Origin of the sequence: Pectobacterium colocasium (genome assembly GCF_020181655.1) — a bacterium.
Classification (GTDB): domain Bacteria; phylum Pseudomonadota; class Gammaproteobacteria; order Enterobacterales; family Enterobacteriaceae; genus Pectobacterium; species Pectobacterium colocasium.
The window spans coordinates 1,348,593-1,365,108 of sequence record NZ_CP084032.1 but is presented as its reverse complement, the minus strand read 5'-3'; the positions used below and the strand labels follow the sequence as shown (position 1 = coordinate 1,365,108).

The window sequence follows — 16,516 nt, the reverse complement described above, 5'->3', positions numbered from 1 at the left end:
CCGTGTCGTCACGGTTCATCGCCCGCGCTTTGCTTATTTACTTACGACTTTTCCCTGAACGGAGACACCATGTCCGACGCCATTATCACTGCCAGCGATACCTCGCTAGATGCATTGCTCAATCATAACGACAAGCCCATTCTGCTTGACCTGTGGGCACCCTGGTGCCAGCCGTGTAAAACACTGGCACCGCTGCTGCATACCATCGCGGATAACACGCCAGATAACTTGACCGTCGCCAAGTTGGATGTAGAACAGTATCCGGCATTCATGCAGCGTTTTGGGGTTCGCGGCATTCCAACGCTGCTGTTGTTTAAAAACGGGCAGGAAATTTCGCGACAGATTGGCGTAAAAACGCTGGCGCAGCTACGTGGCTGGCTGGAATCACACCAGATTACGATACAGAACACCGCCCAGCCGCTGGCAGAAACCCGCGTGACGTGGGGAGCATTTTATGGCGATGCGTCGCTACACGATTTTCTCCACCAGCGACTACGTCAGCATGCGGCAAACGGGGATATTGAACACGCCTTTTCCCCTTATTGGCAGGACAACAAGGGCTCGGTCTCTGCGGTGCTGGCGCACAGTGCTGACATTCACATTTTTGAACGCGTCAGCGGGCTGCCAGCCGCACTCGGCCTACTGATGGAAAAGCTGCCGACTACCACGCCAGCACAGGTTGACGCTCTCTTTACTGCTATCGCTCCCGGAAAAGCCATAGATGGCGTTGCGCTGCAATGGCTACAGCAGTGGTTAGACGATGCGAGCAACCCGTGGTCAGACTGGCTGGCAGACAGCACGGTAGACAGCCTGCGTCAGCAGTGGATTAGCGCCACTTCGCAGTTGTTGGCGGGTGAAACCGTAGCGGAAAGCGAATGGACGGCGCTGCATCAGCAGGCAATAAGTTGGGAGGAGAAAGCCTCTGGCGAACTGGGTCTGGAAAAAAATATAGCGTCAATCATTGCCAGCCTATCACCGCCACCTGCCGCGTCCGACGCGAATAGCTGGCGAGGCGTGAGCATTACTCTCGGCTTCGCGCTAGCGCAGATCCTGCAAATTCACGACGGCTGGAGCAGAGAAGAACGGGCAACACCTGACAAACGCTTCCGCTGGTTTAAGGAACAGGAAGACGCCACGCCCAACAAACAGCTAACGGACGAGCAAATTACCGCGCTCCGTAAGCAATGGCTTCAGGAGAACCCGGATTTTTCCGCGAAAGAGGACGCTTTTTATCAGCGTTATCCGCAGTTGTTAGAAGCGCAGAAAATCCCCTTACAGGAAACGCTGTGGGCATTGCTCCGTCGGGCCCCCGCCTTCAAACCGCAGTTGGACTGATACCCTAATCTGCGCCTCACGGATGAGGCGCATCCTCCGCCGAGCGAACAGACAGCCCTCATTCTCGCCAACGCATCAAGAGCGCTTTCCAACAGAACCGCAAGCGATAACGGGCAGAGCCTGATAAAATTCGCCACTCGTACCCGATGAGGTAGCGTCGGACAATTTGGGAAAAATAAGGCGATAAGAGATGACACGTGACAGAGATGAACTTTATCGGCTCGCGGGCGATCTGTTGAGGGGCATCCAGCACAGCGACCCCGACGTTCTACTCGACTTTGGCGTAAGCCCTGCTATCTACGACGAGATTCTTGAAGAGCTGGATAGCGCGGGAGAATCGGTTGCAGATTTGACGCTTCCGCCTTTCGACGTTGCCTTTACACCCGATAAAACGGGCAGAATTCCCTTGTACCGTTACGACATTGACGCTGATGCTCCGCGAAAGAGAGTCGAGTGCCAGCTCTGGTCTGGAGAGAGGAAAACTGACCTCACGCTAATTGCCGACTATTCTGACAAACAAGGGAAAACACCGCTGATTTTCCGACTGTTAGAGACGCAGTAATCCACTTCATCTTACTATATTCGACGTACCTGTACGATTTGCGAGTTCTGTCGTCTTCAATCACGCAATACTCGTCAAGAGTCACCTAATACGACGGTTCTTCGCCAGCGTTCACTGTGTTGCACATCAAGATCGACCAGCGCAGCGGCGATCTCTTCTCGCCAGCGTTTCAGGAGCGTTTTCCTACCGCTTAGCCCCAGCGTCGTGGCTATCAGCTCGCTTTCACCCGGTTTTTCCGCCAGCAGGCGTAGCGCAGGCAGCAGCAAAGTGGTGTGACTCAACAGGCGGCAAATCGCAGCGAAGCTGGCCTCCATCGGCCGATGCGCAAACGCAAACCCCGCCAGTTCACGCCAGTCGCCTTCATCCAGCTCGGTATTTCCTGTCTGCGGCAGCGCGAGGTTCAGCGGAATCAGGCGCTGTAACCAACGCCAGTCACGCGCCAACTGTCGGCTTCCCTGCTCCGCCAACTTATGCCCCGCGTCACTCAGCGGCAGTACCGCCATCGCGCTATAACAGCCACTGCTAGCCTCAAGATGGCTGCCGATACGCACCAGTTGAAAGCCGCATGATTGCCAGAATGCCCACAAGTCTGGCTGATAGCCGAAGCTAACCGACAGGTAATCCAACGCCTGCCGTTGTGCCTCGCGCGTCTGCTCTGCAATGAGTGCCCGACCAATTCCCTGTCGGCGGTATGCCGATGCCACCGCAATCCGGCTCACGCGACGCGCCCGCAGCGTCGGTGCATGCCACAGCCCGGCGTGTGCCGCCAGCGACTGCGCCACCAGATTGCCACGCGGGCGCCGCCGCCCGGCCCACACCTCATGCGCCAATGATGCGGATAGCCCGCCTTCCTCCACCAGCCACAGTACGCCGCACATATTGCCCGCCACCTGTGCACTGGCAATCTGCATGCCCGGCGCATCCATCAGGCGGCGCAAATCCAGCGGCGAAGTACGGTAATGCGCGCTGCACAAGAGCGCGTAACACCCCGCCAGACGCTCAGGGTTCGTTAGCCAGTCGTCGACACGTTCGATTCGACTGTCCAGCGCAGAAGGCGGAATAGGTAGATTGGACGGCAGCGGGGAATGAAACGCGTCGGGCTCGTTGAAGAGCAATGCCTGATCCAACACCCGCTCCAGCGGATCGTTAACAGCCCAGCGCAGAGGATCGTCCAGCGTAAACGCTCGCCACTGCGGTAACGTCGCACAAAACTTCAGCAGGAATCCCCGTCCGGTACCTTCATACCCTTGCACCGTCGTGGTCATCAGAATACGAGGAAAATAGGGTAATAGCGCGGAGAGCGCGGAAGACGGAATCGCCGCCGCTTCATCAATCAACAACCAGTCGACATCAGGCGCGCCATGAAGGCGGCAGTGTGCCAGCAGCGCATCCGGTGCCCAAAACTGCGCATCGGCACGCGCGTGCTGTTGCAGAATCTCCGCCGCCGCACGAGACGGTGCGGTGATCCAACAGGCTTTACGGCTCCGCTGCGTCAGCATTCCTGCCAGCGCGGATTTCCCGCGCCCGCGCGGAGCGGTAATCACAAATACGCCGGATTCAGCGGCGTTCAGCTCATGCAAGATGTGCTGCTGTCGCGCGGTCGGTTCACCGTTCGCTGGCTGCCAGTCCGATCGCACGGCCAGTGGCCGAATGACAGCTTCCTGGCCCTGCAGCCAGAGCACCACATCTTCATCGGCCAACAGCTGGCGCTGAAAATGTTGGATAAAGTACGGGGTAGCAATCGGCTGTGCTTGTTCGCACCAGCGCAGGCTGTCTTCATCCGGCAAGGTCGGCCATGTCTGCCACGGCGGCACCAGCATAATCAGCCAGCTACCAGCCTGTAGCGTGCCTGATAGCATCGCCAGCGCCTCGACGTCCACGCCTTTACGTGCATCAGATACCGCATGGAGAAACTCCCGCCCCAGCAGCGTCCGTACTCGGCTGGCTGGCCGTGAGGTAACGGAATCAGGTGCAGACTCACCGATCCACAGCCAGTCGCCGGACAATTGGCAACTAAGCGCCAACGCCTGCGCTTCACACCAGCTTGGTTCACCGCTTAGCACCAGCAGGCGTCGGACGCCATAGCGCTGCTGCTGGTGTTGGCTGGAGAGAAAATCACGCAATATCATCACACGCGCCGAATGAATCAGGTCTTGCCGATCAGCAGGGAAAGCAGTCCGGCAGCGATCAATGGCCCGACGGGAACACCGCGAAACAACGCCACGCCCATAACCGTGCCCACCAGCAGCCCCGCTACCACGGAGGGCTGGTTGCTCATCAGCGACACGCCGCGTCCGCCAAGCCAGGACACCGCAACACCAATGAGGATCGCCAACAGAGATTTCCAGTGCAGGAAGGAATGCATCACTTCACTGGCGGTAATTTTTCCGCTGGCAATCGGTGCCATCACGCCAATCGTCAGAATAACGATACCGATGCTCAGGCCGTATTTTTCTACCCACGGGAAATAGCTGTTTAATGGTGTGATGCGTATCGCCAGCAGAACCAGAATCGCCAGCGTGACGGTCATGTTATGGCTGATAATACCCAGCCCCGCCAAAACAAGCAGAATTAACAATGTTGGATCGAAGTAAGCCATGGATGCGAGTCTGTCGAAAAGTAGTCAGGTTGCGCGTTAAGCAAAGCGCAATCATAGCATTAATCAGAGCAAGGGCAGGAATCGAAGTAAGAGCTAGGTCTGCAACTTATTCAGACAGAGATGAGAAGAGAAAGGCAGCTTTTCGAGAGGAAAATCAGCAAAACATTCAGGCCGTCAGCCTATCGCCAGCAGGCGACCTGAACGTAAACGATTGCGCAGTTAGTCTAATTTTACGCCGATACGGTGCGCAACTTCTTCATACGCTTCAATCAAGCCACCGAGGCTCTGACGGAAACGGTCTTTATCCATTTTGTTCAGCGTTTCTTTGTCCCACAGGCGGCTACCGTCTGGTGAGAACTCATCACCCAGCACGACTTCCCCTTTGAACAGACCGAACTCCAGCTTGAAATCGACCAGAATCAGCCCGGCGTCGCCAAACAGTTTGCTCAGCACGTCGTTCGCTTTGTAGCTCAGCTCTTTCATGCGAGCCAGATTTTCTTCGTTCACCCAGCCGAACGTCTTGCAATAAGATTCGTTCACCATTGGGTCATGCATCGCATCGTTTTTCAGGAACAGATCGAACAACGGCGGGTTCAGCTCGATACCTTCTTCGATACCCAGACGTTTTACCAGCGACCCTGCCGCGCGGTTACGCACAACACATTCGACCGGCACCATATCCAGCTTCTTCACCAGCACTTCATTGTCAGACAGCAGGCTCACCATTTGGGTTGGGATTCCAGCTTCTTCCAGTTTGCTCATGATGAAATGGTTGAACTTGTTATTCACCATTCCTTTACGGTCAAACTGCTCAATGCGCGCACCGTCTCCTGCTGATGTATCATTGCGGAACTCCAGCACCAGTAGATCGGGATCTTCGGTGGTGTAGACGGTTTTCGCCTTTCCACGATACAGCTCAGCTAGCTTTTGCATCTTTAATTACTCCACACAGTGAGGGTCAACCAATACGACCCGATATTTAACGCTTCCCCGAACGGTTGCCGATAGCGCCCGTCAATTCGGGTAGAGATTGTTGAATGAAGAAGGGTCGGATAATCCGACCCTTGGTTTATGCGTTATTTACTAAACGCCGCCTGGAATACGGCCACCAGCGCATCGTTCTGAGACTGGGTTAGCGTATGCCCTTTGGCGTCGATAAATTGCAGACTGCTGCGGTTATCTAAATCGCCGACCTGCAATTTGTAATCGCCGTTAGGCAATTCAGGATTTTTCGCGCCCAGGTCATCCCAGGTTCCGCCGCTCGGTGCTCTGTACTTGACGGAAACTGAACCCTGCGGCCGGCTGCGATCGCTAACTTCCATTCCGATTTTACTCAGCGCGGCTGGCAGACGATCCCACACCACCGTGTACGGACCGCGTACAATCAGCAGTGGCAGCCCCGTGTCATCCGCCCCGCTTTGCACATCCAGCGAACCAATGGTGCGGTTTGCCAGTGCGTTTTCGCGTGCGGTTGCCTGAGCATCCAGACCATTACTGAGCGCATTCAGCATCAGGCCGGTGTAACGCTGAGCCTGATCGCCCGTCGTCACTGGCTGGCCGTTCAATTGTAATCCCAGCAGCTTCACGATCAGAGCGACCTGATAGCCCTGCTGCTGTACGGCGATCTGATAACGCCCTTGATACGGTACGTCTTCATCTTCACGCGGCCATGAGATCCAGTCGGTTGTCAGCGTTTGGCTGGCGTCCTGACGGCTGGCAATAGTGAACGCTTTGTCTTGCAACACGCGGATAACCTGAGACCAGAGCTGGCTGTTTTGCGCGCTGTTTTCTAACAACAGCGTTGCCGTATCTCCAGAGATCTGGGTGCGAGAACCATTCAACAAGGCCAATGGCTGCACAGGAGGACGAATATCCAGCTCCTTGCCGACCGCGCCATTCAGGGTAACTGGCGGTATATCATAATCCCCGTTCTGCACCGGTAAAATCATCCCGGCCGGCGTATTCAGCGCGTGCAGCGCCGGTGCCTTCAGATAGGATTCATCGCCACTCACCTGACGCTTATAGCGCTGATCGGTGGAACAAGCCGCAAGCAACATCACAAGTGATATGCCAACAACTTTCGCCACCATCGACTTTTGTAATGAATAACTCATTAAATCTCCCTAACGATTACAGCAAACCCGCTTGCTTAAGTGCTTGCCCCATCACCGTACGACCGGCATCGGTCAGCGGTGTCATCGGCAGGCGCAGCGTATCGGTCGCCATGAGTCCCAATTCCTTACAGGCCCACTTCACCGGAATAGGATTGGGTTCAACAAATAATTTTTGATGCAGAGGCATCAGGCGCTGATTTAAACGGCGCGCTTCGACAAAATTGCCCTGCGCCGCCAGCTTGCAAAGTTCCGCCATTTCACGTGCAGCAATGTTCGCCGTTACGGAAATCACACCTTTACCGCCGAGTTGCATAAAGTCCAGACCGCTGGCGTCATCGCCGCTCAGCAAAATGAAGTCTTCACTAACCAGCTCTTGGATCTGGCTTACCCGACTTAAGTTCCCCGTCGCTTCTTTAATTGCGACAATATTTTTCACTTCGGACAAACGGGCAACGGTTTCTGGCAGCATATCGCAGCCAGTGCGGGAAGGTACGTTATACAGGATTTGTGGCAGATCGGTATGCTCGGCAATCGCTTTGAAGTGCTGGTACAGGCCTTCCTGCGTCGGTTTATTGTAGTACGGTGTGACCGTCAGGCAACCAACGACGCCTGTGCCATGAAAGCGTTTAGTCAGTGAAACGCCTTCAGCGGTCGCGTTAGCACCCGTGCCAGCGATGACAGGAATGCGTCCGTCGCTCAGTTCCAGCGTCAGCATCACGACATCGCCATGTTCGTCATGGCTCAGCGTGGCGGATTCACCCGTCGTGCCGACAGAGACAATCGCCGATGTACCGCTAGCGACATGATAATCAATCAGTTTTTTCAAGCTCGCCCGATCGACGGCGCCTTTGGCGTCCATCGGCGTAACCAGCGCAACAATACTTCCCGTAAACATTGGCCATCCCCTCCACAAACAAGTGCTTCATGGTACTTTTGACTTCTATGCAAAAGCAAGCGGACAAGGGCGTTGTCGGTGTCTGACGCAGGTTTTTTTATGACGCAGTAAACGAAATTAAAAATGCTTCTGACGTTTTGGTACAAAAGCAGCCCGTTTACTGCGACTTATCCGTCACTCGCGGGACGTTTCAGGTTAATTTTTACTCAGCCAATCAAATCCAGATATCATTTTCAGCCGTCCGCTCGCCGCCTTCATGACCGGTATTCAGTACGCCTTTCGGTTCAATCAGCAGCATTTTTACTTCGTGCTCGGCATAAGGCTTATGTTCAACGCCGCGTGGAACAACGTACATTTCCCCGGCATTGATGTGCACATCGCCATCACGAAAATCAATTCTCAGTTGGCCTTCCAGCACGATGAACGTTTCGTCCGTTTCGGGATGAGAGTGCCAGATAAAATCGCCCTGAATTTTAACGATTTTAAACTGATAGTCATTCATCTCAGCGATCACTTTCGGCTGCCAATGATCGTCGAATAACGCTAACTTTTGGGCAAAATTAATGGATTTATACATACCGTTTCTCCTTATGATGACGCCCCCAGACTAGCGAAGCACAGTACCGGCTGTATTGAACGATTGTGCAAGCAGGCTAAGGGGTCTTGAACATGCGCTGCCAGTGGCCTGGAGAAAGGCCAAATGCCTTCACGAAATGACGCGTCATATGGCTTTGGTCTGCGAAACCCGTCTGAGCAGCAATATCGACGAGGCTGTCACCTGCCAGCATGAGCCGCCGACAGTGTTCGAGACGGCGCATGGTGACGTAGCGGTACGGCGTCGTGCCGAAGAGTGCGCGGAAATCACGCGTCAGGCTCCAGCGATCCCGCCCGCTCACCTGCGCCAACGCATCAAGCGTAATGGTCTTATCAAAGGCATCATGAATATATTCACGCGCCCGCTCAGCCGCGTGATAGTCGAACAAACGCCGCGGATGCCGCTGCCCTCCCACGGCTGACAGCGCCAGTGCCAGATCGTAGAGCACATCATCTTCTTCTAGCTCATCAAACGCCTCTTCCATGGCTCTGAGCAACGGCTCTGTTGCCGCAAACAGGCGTGGATCGTTGGATATGCCACCGTTAACGAAGGGCAAAGGTTTGCCACCGAGTATTTTTTGAATCAGCGCGGGCTCAACGTAAATCATGCGGTACTGAAAACCGTCGGCGGAACCCGCCTCGCCGTCATGGATCTCATCCGGGTGAAGCACCAGCGTTCCCCCCGGCACGCTATTGCACAAACCGCCACGATAGTGAAAGCGCTGCACGCCGGATAACGTCCGCCCAATCGCATAGGTATCGTGCCGATGGGGATCGTAACCGTGTCCACGGAAGAAAGCCTCAATTCGTTCGAACGAGGCGGGATGCTGAGCCTGCTTTACCCAATCGTTATTTATTTGATGCCGTCGCATGATGAAAGGCGCTTTGTCTTTGGTTACCAACACATACCATAACGCGGAATCCCTACAATCACGAAATAGTGTCTGGGCCGCCGCAAGCGGCGTTAAAAATTGCTCCAGGCTTTTTATGGCGGGCTATCCCTGCCCGCCACCCTTCGGGCCGCCGCAAGCGGCGTTAAAAATTGCTCCAGGCAATTTTTTATGTTTACCATGTGATTAATGGGAAAAAAGACAGGAAGCATGATGTTGCCAAGCTCACAAGAATACTATCTGGTTATTACCGCTCTGGGGGTTGATCGCCCCGGTATTGTCAATGCGATTACCCGCCACGTCAGTAGCTGTGGCTGCAATATCGAAGATAGCCGTCTTGCTATGCTGGGCAAAGAGTTCACCTTCATTATGCTGCTATCCGGTAGCTGGAACGCGATAACACTGATCGAATCAACCCTGCCGCTGAAAGGCGCGGAGATGGATTTGCTGATCGTGATGAAGCGGACGGAGTCACAGGCTAGCCAGCCGACGCCTTCGACCGTCTGGGTGAAAGTTGACGTTGTCGACTCCCCTCACATCATTGAGCGTTTTACCGATTTGTTCGATTCCCATCAGTTAAATATTGCTGAGCTGGTTTCAAAAACGCAGCCCGCCGAGGGTAAAAAACCGCCGCAACTGTACATTCAGATTGCCGCACACAGTTCTACCCCGTTGGATAGCTCAATTATTGAGCCAGCCTTTCATCAGCTATGTACAGAATTGAACGCACAAGGCAGTATTAGCGTCGTTAACTATGCTCAATAGTATTTGGGCTCAATAGTATTTGGGCTCAATAGCATTTGGACCCAATGGCATAACGTTGCCATTATTATTGCAAAGGGCATGGGCATATCCACAGCATGAAGAGAAACAAGACGGAGAGTCGTGATGAACACACTGAAAGCCGGTGATATTGCACCGAAATTTAGCTTGCCCGACCAAGATGGCGAACAAGTAAATTTAACCGACTTCCAGGGACAGAAAGTATTGGTGTATTTCTACCCTAAAGCGATGACGCCAGGATGCACCGTTCAAGCCTGCGGTCTGCGCGACAACATGGACGATCTGAAAAAATATGGTGTTGAAGTTCTCGGTATCAGCACGGACAAATCAGAAAAACTGTCCCGTTTCGTCGAGAAAGAAGTCTTAAATTTCACGCTGCTTTCTGATGAAGATCATCAGGTTTCAGAAGGATTTGGCGTTTGGGGAGAAAAAACCTTCATGGGGAAAACCTATGACGGTATTCATCGCATCAGTTTCCTGATCGATGAAAACGGTAAGGTAGAGAAGGTTTTTGACGACTTCAAAACCAGCAACCACCACGACATCGTTCTTGATTATCTGAAAAACGCCTGATTCACCGCTTTCAGATTTTCCACCGGCACCGTCATAGGTGCCGGTTTTTCCTGATTCTGGAAAAACGCTCACGATAGTTCGTTAAATCAGATAGGCGGCACAAGACCTCACCTTCTCTTTCTGCTATACCACAGTAGACCAACATACAACGTCATCGTGAGATGCGAGTAACTCAGTCAAATAAGGCAATAAAATCACCATGAAAACGGTAACCAAAAGCGATCATCTAAGCCATATAGTAATTGAAGGATACAAATCAATTGCTAGCTGCGATCTGCGTATGGGCTGCCTGAATGTGCTGATTGGCGCAAATGGTGCTGGGAAGTCGAATTTCATTGGCTTTTTCCGACTCATCGCCACATTATTGGATCAGCGGTTACAACTGTTAATCAGTAAGTCTGGTGGCCCTGATGCATTATTACATTTTGGCCGTAAAAAAACGGAAGTGCTGAAAGGCGAACTCTATTTCGGAAATAACGGTTATAAATTCGCACTAGAACCCACCAACGACAACCGTATGATGTTCCAGCGAGAGGCGTTATGGTGGAACCTTAATGGCGATAATGGCGTTAACTCAGGGCATTTTGAATCCTTAGCCGAGCAACATCGTTCGAATATAAAAAAGTACACGCTTCCTGCCATGCGTCGCTGGCGGGTGTACCATTTCCATGACACCAGTGAAAGCGCCCGAGTCAAACAAATCCACCGTATTAATGATAATGACTATTTACGAGAAGACGGTGCCAATCTGGCCGCATTTCTATTTCGTCTGCAAAAAAATCACACCGAACACTACCAACGTATCGTAAAAACGATCCAAATGGTCGCTCCTTTCTTTGGCGATTTTTATCTCCGCCCAACGCCGGATAACCTCGAAAGCATTCAGCTTGAATGGGTCGAAAGAGATCAGGATATCCCATTTAAAGCCCATGAACTATCCGATGGCACGTTACGTTTTATTCTGCTGGCTACAGTGCTGCTCCAGCCAGAAACCTACATGCCCAGCGCTATCATTATCGATGAGCCAGAATTAGGCTTGCACCCTTATGCTATCAGCGTACTCGCCGCACTCATCAGAAGTGCCAGTGAACAGCACCAACTTATTGTTTCAACACAATCTGTTGAGTTGGTTAATGAATTCGAAGCCGAAGATTTGATCGTCGTGGATAAACATCTTGGCGCCTCCACGTTTAAACGTTTGGATCAAGATTCACTGCAAGAGTGGCTGGAAGATTACAGTTTAGGAGAGCTGTGGAAGAAAAACATACTTGGCGGGAGGCCACAACGATACTCATGACGAGGATTAATGTTTTTGTTGAAGGACAAACGGAAGAAACATTTGTTCGTGATACGTTGGCTCCTTACTTTGCACAACAGGGCATTTACCTTAACGCGATCTTGGCACAAACCAGCCGAGGGCATAAAGGTGGAATTGTCAGCTATGGAAAAGTGAAACATCAAATAACCAGGCTGTGTCAGCAAGATAAGAAAGCCTGGGTAACCACGCTGATTGATTATTATGGCCTCCCGACTGATTTCCCAATGGTTGGGCAAGGCAAATCTGTTAATGAAGATATATATTCGTGGATCGAAGATTTGGAAAACGCCTTTGATGCCGATATTGCTCAGCCTAATTTTATCGCCAATTTTTTATTACATGAGTTTGAAGCGTTGCTATTTTGCGACACAGAAAAATTCGCAGACTGGCTTGAAGAAAAAAAGCCGATAATTGAACTTAACAATATTAAGCTTGCATTCGATTCTCCTGAATCCATTAACAATAGCCCACAAACCGCTCCGTCAAAACGTATTCTTGCAGCAATACCGGAATATCAAAAGACACTGCATGGGCCGCTGATTGCCGCAGATATCGGGTTGGATGCGATTCGTCGGCAATGTCCTCACTTTGACGGCTGGCTACAGCGTCTGGAAGCATTGAAACCGCCTCAACCCTGATAGATTTATCTCTGCGAGATGAGATATCTTCCATGCGGACTTCCACCTTCACCACGTTTTTCCCGCTCGGGCATTTCTTTGTCTGCCATCGCTGGCTAAGATAGTTGGCAGAATGCTTTCACGTTAGCTGTTGATAAAGGTTATCTTCCGTTATGTCTATTCGGTTAAGAAAAACGGTCATGTCTGTCCTGCTCGGGGCATTACTGGCTGGCAACCTGCTTCCCGCTCAGGCCGACACGCAGGATCGGCTACCGGACATCGGCACCACCGCGGGCGGCACGCTCAGTATCAATCAGGAACTGGCGATGGGTGATTTTTACGTCCGCCAGTTGCGCGCAGGTGCACCGCTTATCAACGATCCGCTGCTGTCCAATTACATTAATCAGCTCGGCAACAGATTGGTCAAACAGGCCGATTCGGTACGTACGCCGTTCCATTTCTATCTGATCCGTAATGATGACATCAACGCCTTCGCCTTCTTTGGCGGCAACGTGGTGCTGCATTCCGCGCTGTTCCGCTATGCCGATAGCGAAAGCGAACTGGCTTCCGTGCTGGCGCATGAAATCTCCCACGTTACCCAGCGCCATCTGGCACGCAGCATGGAATCACAGCAGCGTAACGCCCCGCTCACCTGGGTCGGCGCTTTCGGCTCCATTCTGCTGGCGATGGCCAATCCTCAGTTAGGGATGGCCGCGCTCAGCGGCACGCTGGCGGGTGCACAGCAGGGCATGATTACGTTCACGCAGGCAAATGAACAAGAAGCAGACCGTATTGGGATTCAGGTGTTACAGCGTGCGGGCTTCGATCCGCAAGCCATGCCGAATTTCCTGCAAAAGCTGGCTGACCAATCGCGTTATGCCTCAAGACCACCGGAAATGTTGCTGACTCACCCGTTGCCGGAAAGTCGGCTGTCTGACGCCCGCAACCGTGCCAACCAGATGCGCTCGACGCCAGTGCAGTCTTCTCAGGATTTCCTGTTCGCCAAAATACGTACCTTTGGCATGTATGGCTCACCCGATCGCCCGCTGAGCAACGATCTGCTGGAGCAATGGGAGAAAGGCAACGTGCGGGAGCAATTGGCGGCGAAGTACGGTCGAGCGATTCAGTTTTATCAGGCGAAAAAGTACGATGAGGCACGTAACGTGCTACAACCACTGCTAAGCAACGCGCCTGAAAATCCGTGGTTTCTGGATATGATGACCGATATCGATCTGGGACAAAACCGCGCAACGCAGGCGATCAGCCGCTTACAAAACGCGCCTGGCGCGCAGGCTAATCCGGTGCTTCAGTTAAATCTGGCGAATGCTTATGTCGAAGGGAAACAGCCTGCCGCCGCCAGCAAAATACTGTACCGCTATACCTATGCGCACCCAGATGATTCAAACGGCTGGGATCTGCTGGCGCAAGCCGCAGCCGCACAAGGACAGCGGGCGGAAGAACTGGCCGCACGAGCAGAGAGTCTGGCGCTCAACGGCCAGCTCGATCAAGCCATTCGACTACTGAGCAACGCGAGCTCACTGGTTAAATTGGGGAGTCTGGAACAGGCGCGCTACGACGCCCGCATCGACCAGCTTCGTCAGTTGCAACAGCGTTTCCGCCAGTACCAGAAATCCTGATAAGGAACATGACGATGACACAATCTTCACCCCAACCCGCAGTGACGATTTACCATAACCCGCGCTGCTCCAAGAGCCGCGAAACGCTGGCACTGTTGCAGGAGCATCATGTTACACCGAACGTCGTGCTCTATCTCGACACGCCGCCCGATGCCGCGACGCTGGCGCAGCTCATCCGGCAGTTAGGCTTTAACAGCGCACGCGAATTGATGCGAACCAAAGAAGAGATTGATCAGCAGTTGGGGCTGTCCGACGCCACGCTGACGGAAGCGCAGCTGATTCAGGCGATGATCGATAATCCGAAGCTTATCGAGCGCCCCATCGTCGTGGCACACGGCCAGGCGCGTATCGGCCGTCCGCCGGAACAGGTGCTGGAGATTCTGTCGTTGTAAAAAATGGCTGTCAGAGAATAGCGATAAACGAGAGGCGTGAACGATCCTCAACGGCGATCTTTTAACAACGATCGTTAACTACAGACCGAGGATCTCTTTCACAAAAGGTATGGTCAGCTTGCGCTGTGCAGTGATGGAAGCATGGTCGAGCTGATCGAGTGTCATAAACAACGTCCGCATTTCTCTATCCAGACGCTTAAGTAGAAAACGGCTCACGTCTTCCGGCAATTCAAACCCGCGCAGTCTGGCACGCAGCTGTAGCGCTTCCCCTTTCTCATCATCCGACAGCGGCTGTAGCTTGTAGATTTGTCCCCAATCGAGGCGGGAAGCCAGATCGGGCAGACGTAAATTCAGCTGCCGTGGCGGACGATCGCCAGTAATCAACAGCCGGGCACGTCCTGTTTCCTGAATGCGGTTATACAGATTAAACACGGCCATTTCCCACTCTTCATCACCCGCAATCGATTCAATATTATCGATACACACCAGCGCCAGTTGTTCCATGCCTTCCAGCACGTCCGGCACAAAGTAGGCGCGTTTATCTAACGGCACATAGCCCACCGCGCGTTCCTGACGCGACAGCTCAGCGCAGGCAGCATGCAGCAGATGGCTGCGTCCGCCCCCTTCGCGTGACCAGAAATAGATGTAGCTGCCATGCTCCTGATGCAAAGCATTATTGATGGCGGCAAGAAGAGACGCGTTTTCACCCGGATAGAAACTGGCAAAGGTTTCGTCATCGGGTAAGTAGAGTGGCAATGAAAGCTGTGCCGGCGTGTTCAGAATCACCTCAAGCAAAACGGGCAGGAAATCGGATCGAGTTTATCACAGAAACCAAGCCCTGTTGAGGACGCGATATGCACGGCCTCAACAGGGAAACTGACGCGGTTATGGACGAGCGTCGTTCTCTTCCGGCGCATCGAGGATCTCTTCCTCTTTGCGGAACAGGCTAATGACCTTAAATACCAGGCTCATCCCGATACCGACAACGGTCGCCAGCGCCATGCCTTTCAGCTCGGTTGCACCCAAATGCACTTTCGCACCGCTGACGCCGATGATCAGAATCACGGAAGTCAGGATCAAGTTTTGCGCTTTGTTGTAATCCACTTTGGATTCAATCAGCACACGAATACCAGACGCCCCGATTACGCCGTACAGCAGCAGCGATACGCCGCCCATGACGGGAACGGGTACAGCCTGAATCGCCGCCGCCAGTTTACCCACGCAGGAGAGCAGAATCGCGAGGATCGCCGCACCGCCGATCACCCAGGTGCTGTACACTTTGGTAATCGCCAGCACGCCGATATTTTCGCCGTAGGTTGTGTTCGGCGTGGAGCCAAAGAAGCCGGACAGCACGGTAGAAATGCCGTTGGCGAACATGGAGCGGTGCAGCCCCGGTTCACGCATCAAATCTTTCTTCACGATATTCGCCGTCACCACCAGATGGCCGACGTGTTCTGCAATCACCACCAACGCCGCAGGCAGAATCGCCAGAATGGCAAACCACTCAAAACGCGGCGTATAGAATGTCGGCATCGCGAACCAGTGAGCTTCACGAATCGGAGTCAAGTCCACCACGCCCAGCGCGAACGACAGCGCATAGCCTGCCAGCACCCCAATCAGAATTGGAATGATTGCCAGGAAACCACGAAACAGCACCGATCCCAGAATGGTGATCGCCAGTGTCGCCAGTGAAATCGTCACCGCAGTGGAATCGACAGAAGCGCCATCGGCAGGCAGTAACCCTGCCATTCCCGCCGCCACACCGGCCAGTTCAAGGCCGATAACCGCGACGATCGCTCCCATCGCCGCAGGCGGGAACAACACATTCAACCAGCCAGTCCCCGCTTTCTTAACAATCAGCGCCACCAGACAAAACAGCACGCCGCACATAATGAAGCCGCCCAGCGCGACTTCATATCCCAGTGGTAATAGCAGTAAAACCGGAGAAATAAACGCGAAGCTCGATCCCAGATAGGCCGGGATTTTTCCCTTACAAATGAATAAATACAGCAGCGTACCGACACCGTTGAATAACAGTACGGTGGCCGGATTAATCTTGAACAGAATGGGTACCAGAACGGTAGCGCCAAACATCGCAAACAGATGCTGGAAACTCAACGGGATGGTTTGTAACAAGGGTGGTCGTTCACTTACCCCGATGGCGCGACGAGTCATCTTCAATATCCTCTGTAGTGTTGTTATGTCGT

The 16,516-nt window shown here is 53.2% G+C and carries 17 protein-coding genes; 8 read left to right on the top strand and 9 right to left on the bottom strand.

Features of this window, described 5'->3' with window-relative positions:
* Positions 1 to 69: 69 nt before the first annotated feature.
* The gene (gene trxA, locus LCF41_RS06005) at positions 70 to 1,335 is read left to right on the top strand and encodes a thioredoxin (protein WP_225087290.1); all 1,266 of its coding nucleotides are present in this window, start codon (positions 70 to 72) and stop codon (positions 1,333 to 1,335) included.
* Between the two features lie 190 nt (positions 1,336 to 1,525).
* Positions 1,526 to 1,897: a hypothetical protein gene (locus LCF41_RS06000; protein WP_225087289.1), complete on the top strand. Its 372-nt coding sequence runs from the start codon at positions 1,526 to 1,528 to the stop codon at positions 1,895 to 1,897.
* Between the two features lie 74 nt (positions 1,898 to 1,971).
* On the opposite strand, the gene LCF41_RS05995 is transcribed toward LCF41_RS06000, so the two are convergent.
* The 7 genes from LCF41_RS05995 to LCF41_RS05965 all read right to left on the bottom strand — a co-directional run bounded on the left by LCF41_RS05995 (position 1,972) and on the right by LCF41_RS05965 (position 8,971).
* Positions 1,972 to 4,026: a tRNA(Met) cytidine acetyltransferase TmcA gene (locus LCF41_RS05995; protein WP_225087288.1), complete on the bottom strand. Its 2,055-nt coding sequence runs from the start codon at positions 4,024 to 4,026 to the stop codon at positions 1,972 to 1,974.
* A gap of 17 nt (positions 4,027 to 4,043) precedes the next feature.
* The gene (locus LCF41_RS05990; RefSeq protein WP_129703474.1) at positions 4,044 to 4,496 is read right to left on the bottom strand and encodes a DUF441 domain-containing protein; all 453 of its coding nucleotides are present in this window, start codon (positions 4,494 to 4,496) and stop codon (positions 4,044 to 4,046) included.
* A gap of 219 nt (positions 4,497 to 4,715) precedes the next feature.
* Positions 4,716 to 5,429 (bottom strand): phosphoribosylaminoimidazolesuccinocarboxamide synthase, encoded by a 714-nt coding sequence (purC, locus tag LCF41_RS05985; RefSeq protein ID WP_180742321.1) that lies wholly within the window; start codon positions 5,427 to 5,429, stop codon positions 4,716 to 4,718.
* A 143-nt stretch (positions 5,430 to 5,572) separates the two neighbouring features.
* Positions 5,573 to 6,610, bottom strand: coding sequence for an outer membrane protein assembly factor BamC (gene bamC, locus LCF41_RS05980; RefSeq protein ID WP_225087287.1), 1,038 nt, complete (start codon positions 6,608 to 6,610; stop codon positions 5,573 to 5,575).
* Positions 6,611 to 6,626: 16 nt separating this feature from the next.
* Positions 6,627 to 7,505 carry a 4-hydroxy-tetrahydrodipicolinate synthase gene (gene dapA, locus LCF41_RS05975; RefSeq protein WP_180742319.1) on the bottom strand — a complete coding sequence of 293 codons (879 nt, stop codon included), beginning with the start codon at positions 7,503 to 7,505 and terminating at the stop codon, positions 6,627 to 6,629.
* 214 nt (positions 7,506 to 7,719) lie between these two features.
* A complete protein-coding gene (locus LCF41_RS05970; protein ID WP_225087286.1) occupies positions 7,720 to 8,082 on the bottom strand; it encodes a cupin domain-containing protein in 363 nt (120 codons plus the stop codon).
* A gap of 76 nt (positions 8,083 to 8,158) precedes the next feature.
* Positions 8,159 to 8,971 (bottom strand): AraC family transcriptional regulator, encoded by an 813-nt coding sequence (locus LCF41_RS05965; protein ID WP_225087285.1) that lies wholly within the window; start codon positions 8,969 to 8,971, stop codon positions 8,159 to 8,161.
* A gap of 231 nt (positions 8,972 to 9,202) precedes the next feature.
* Here LCF41_RS05965 and LCF41_RS05960 point away from each other — a divergent pair, with 231 nt between their 5' ends.
* From LCF41_RS05960 to arsC, 6 genes are all read left to right on the top strand, one after another.
* The gene (locus tag LCF41_RS05960) at positions 9,203 to 9,754 is read left to right on the top strand and encodes a glycine cleavage system transcriptional repressor (protein ID WP_225088110.1); all 552 of its coding nucleotides are present in this window, start codon (positions 9,203 to 9,205) and stop codon (positions 9,752 to 9,754) included.
* Positions 9,755 to 9,877: 123 nt separating this feature from the next.
* The gene (gene bcp / locus LCF41_RS05955) at positions 9,878 to 10,345 is read left to right on the top strand and encodes a thioredoxin-dependent thiol peroxidase (RefSeq protein ID WP_015839422.1); all 468 of its coding nucleotides are present in this window, start codon (positions 9,878 to 9,880) and stop codon (positions 10,343 to 10,345) included.
* Between the two features lie 199 nt (positions 10,346 to 10,544).
* A complete protein-coding gene (locus tag LCF41_RS05950) occupies positions 10,545 to 11,642 on the top strand; it encodes an AAA family ATPase (protein WP_225087284.1) in 1,098 nt (365 codons plus the stop codon).
* Positions 11,639 to 12,301, top strand: coding sequence for a DUF4276 family protein (locus tag LCF41_RS05945; protein WP_225088109.1), 663 nt, complete (start codon positions 11,639 to 11,641; stop codon positions 12,299 to 12,301). The genes LCF41_RS05950 and LCF41_RS05945 overlap by 4 nt, the downstream gene beginning before the upstream one ends.
* Positions 12,302 to 12,453: 152 nt before the next feature.
* A complete protein-coding gene (gene bepA, locus LCF41_RS05940; protein ID WP_225087283.1) occupies positions 12,454 to 13,917 on the top strand; it encodes a beta-barrel assembly-enhancing protease in 1,464 nt (487 codons plus the stop codon).
* A 14-nt stretch (positions 13,918 to 13,931) separates the two neighbouring features.
* The gene (arsC, locus tag LCF41_RS05935; protein ID WP_225087282.1) at positions 13,932 to 14,309 is read left to right on the top strand and encodes an arsenate reductase (glutaredoxin); all 378 of its coding nucleotides are present in this window, start codon (positions 13,932 to 13,934) and stop codon (positions 14,307 to 14,309) included.
* Positions 14,310 to 14,387: 78 nt separating this feature from the next.
* Here the strand turns inward: arsC and hda are convergent, their stop codons facing one another.
* Positions 14,388 to 15,095: a DnaA inactivator Hda gene (gene hda / locus LCF41_RS05930; protein ID WP_180742315.1), complete on the bottom strand. Its 708-nt coding sequence runs from the start codon at positions 15,093 to 15,095 to the stop codon at positions 14,388 to 14,390.
* A gap of 99 nt (positions 15,096 to 15,194) precedes the next feature.
* The gene (gene uraA / locus LCF41_RS05925; protein ID WP_225087281.1) at positions 15,195 to 16,484 is read right to left on the bottom strand and encodes a uracil permease; all 1,290 of its coding nucleotides are present in this window, start codon (positions 16,482 to 16,484) and stop codon (positions 15,195 to 15,197) included.
* Positions 16,485 to 16,516 lie beyond the last annotated feature (32 nt).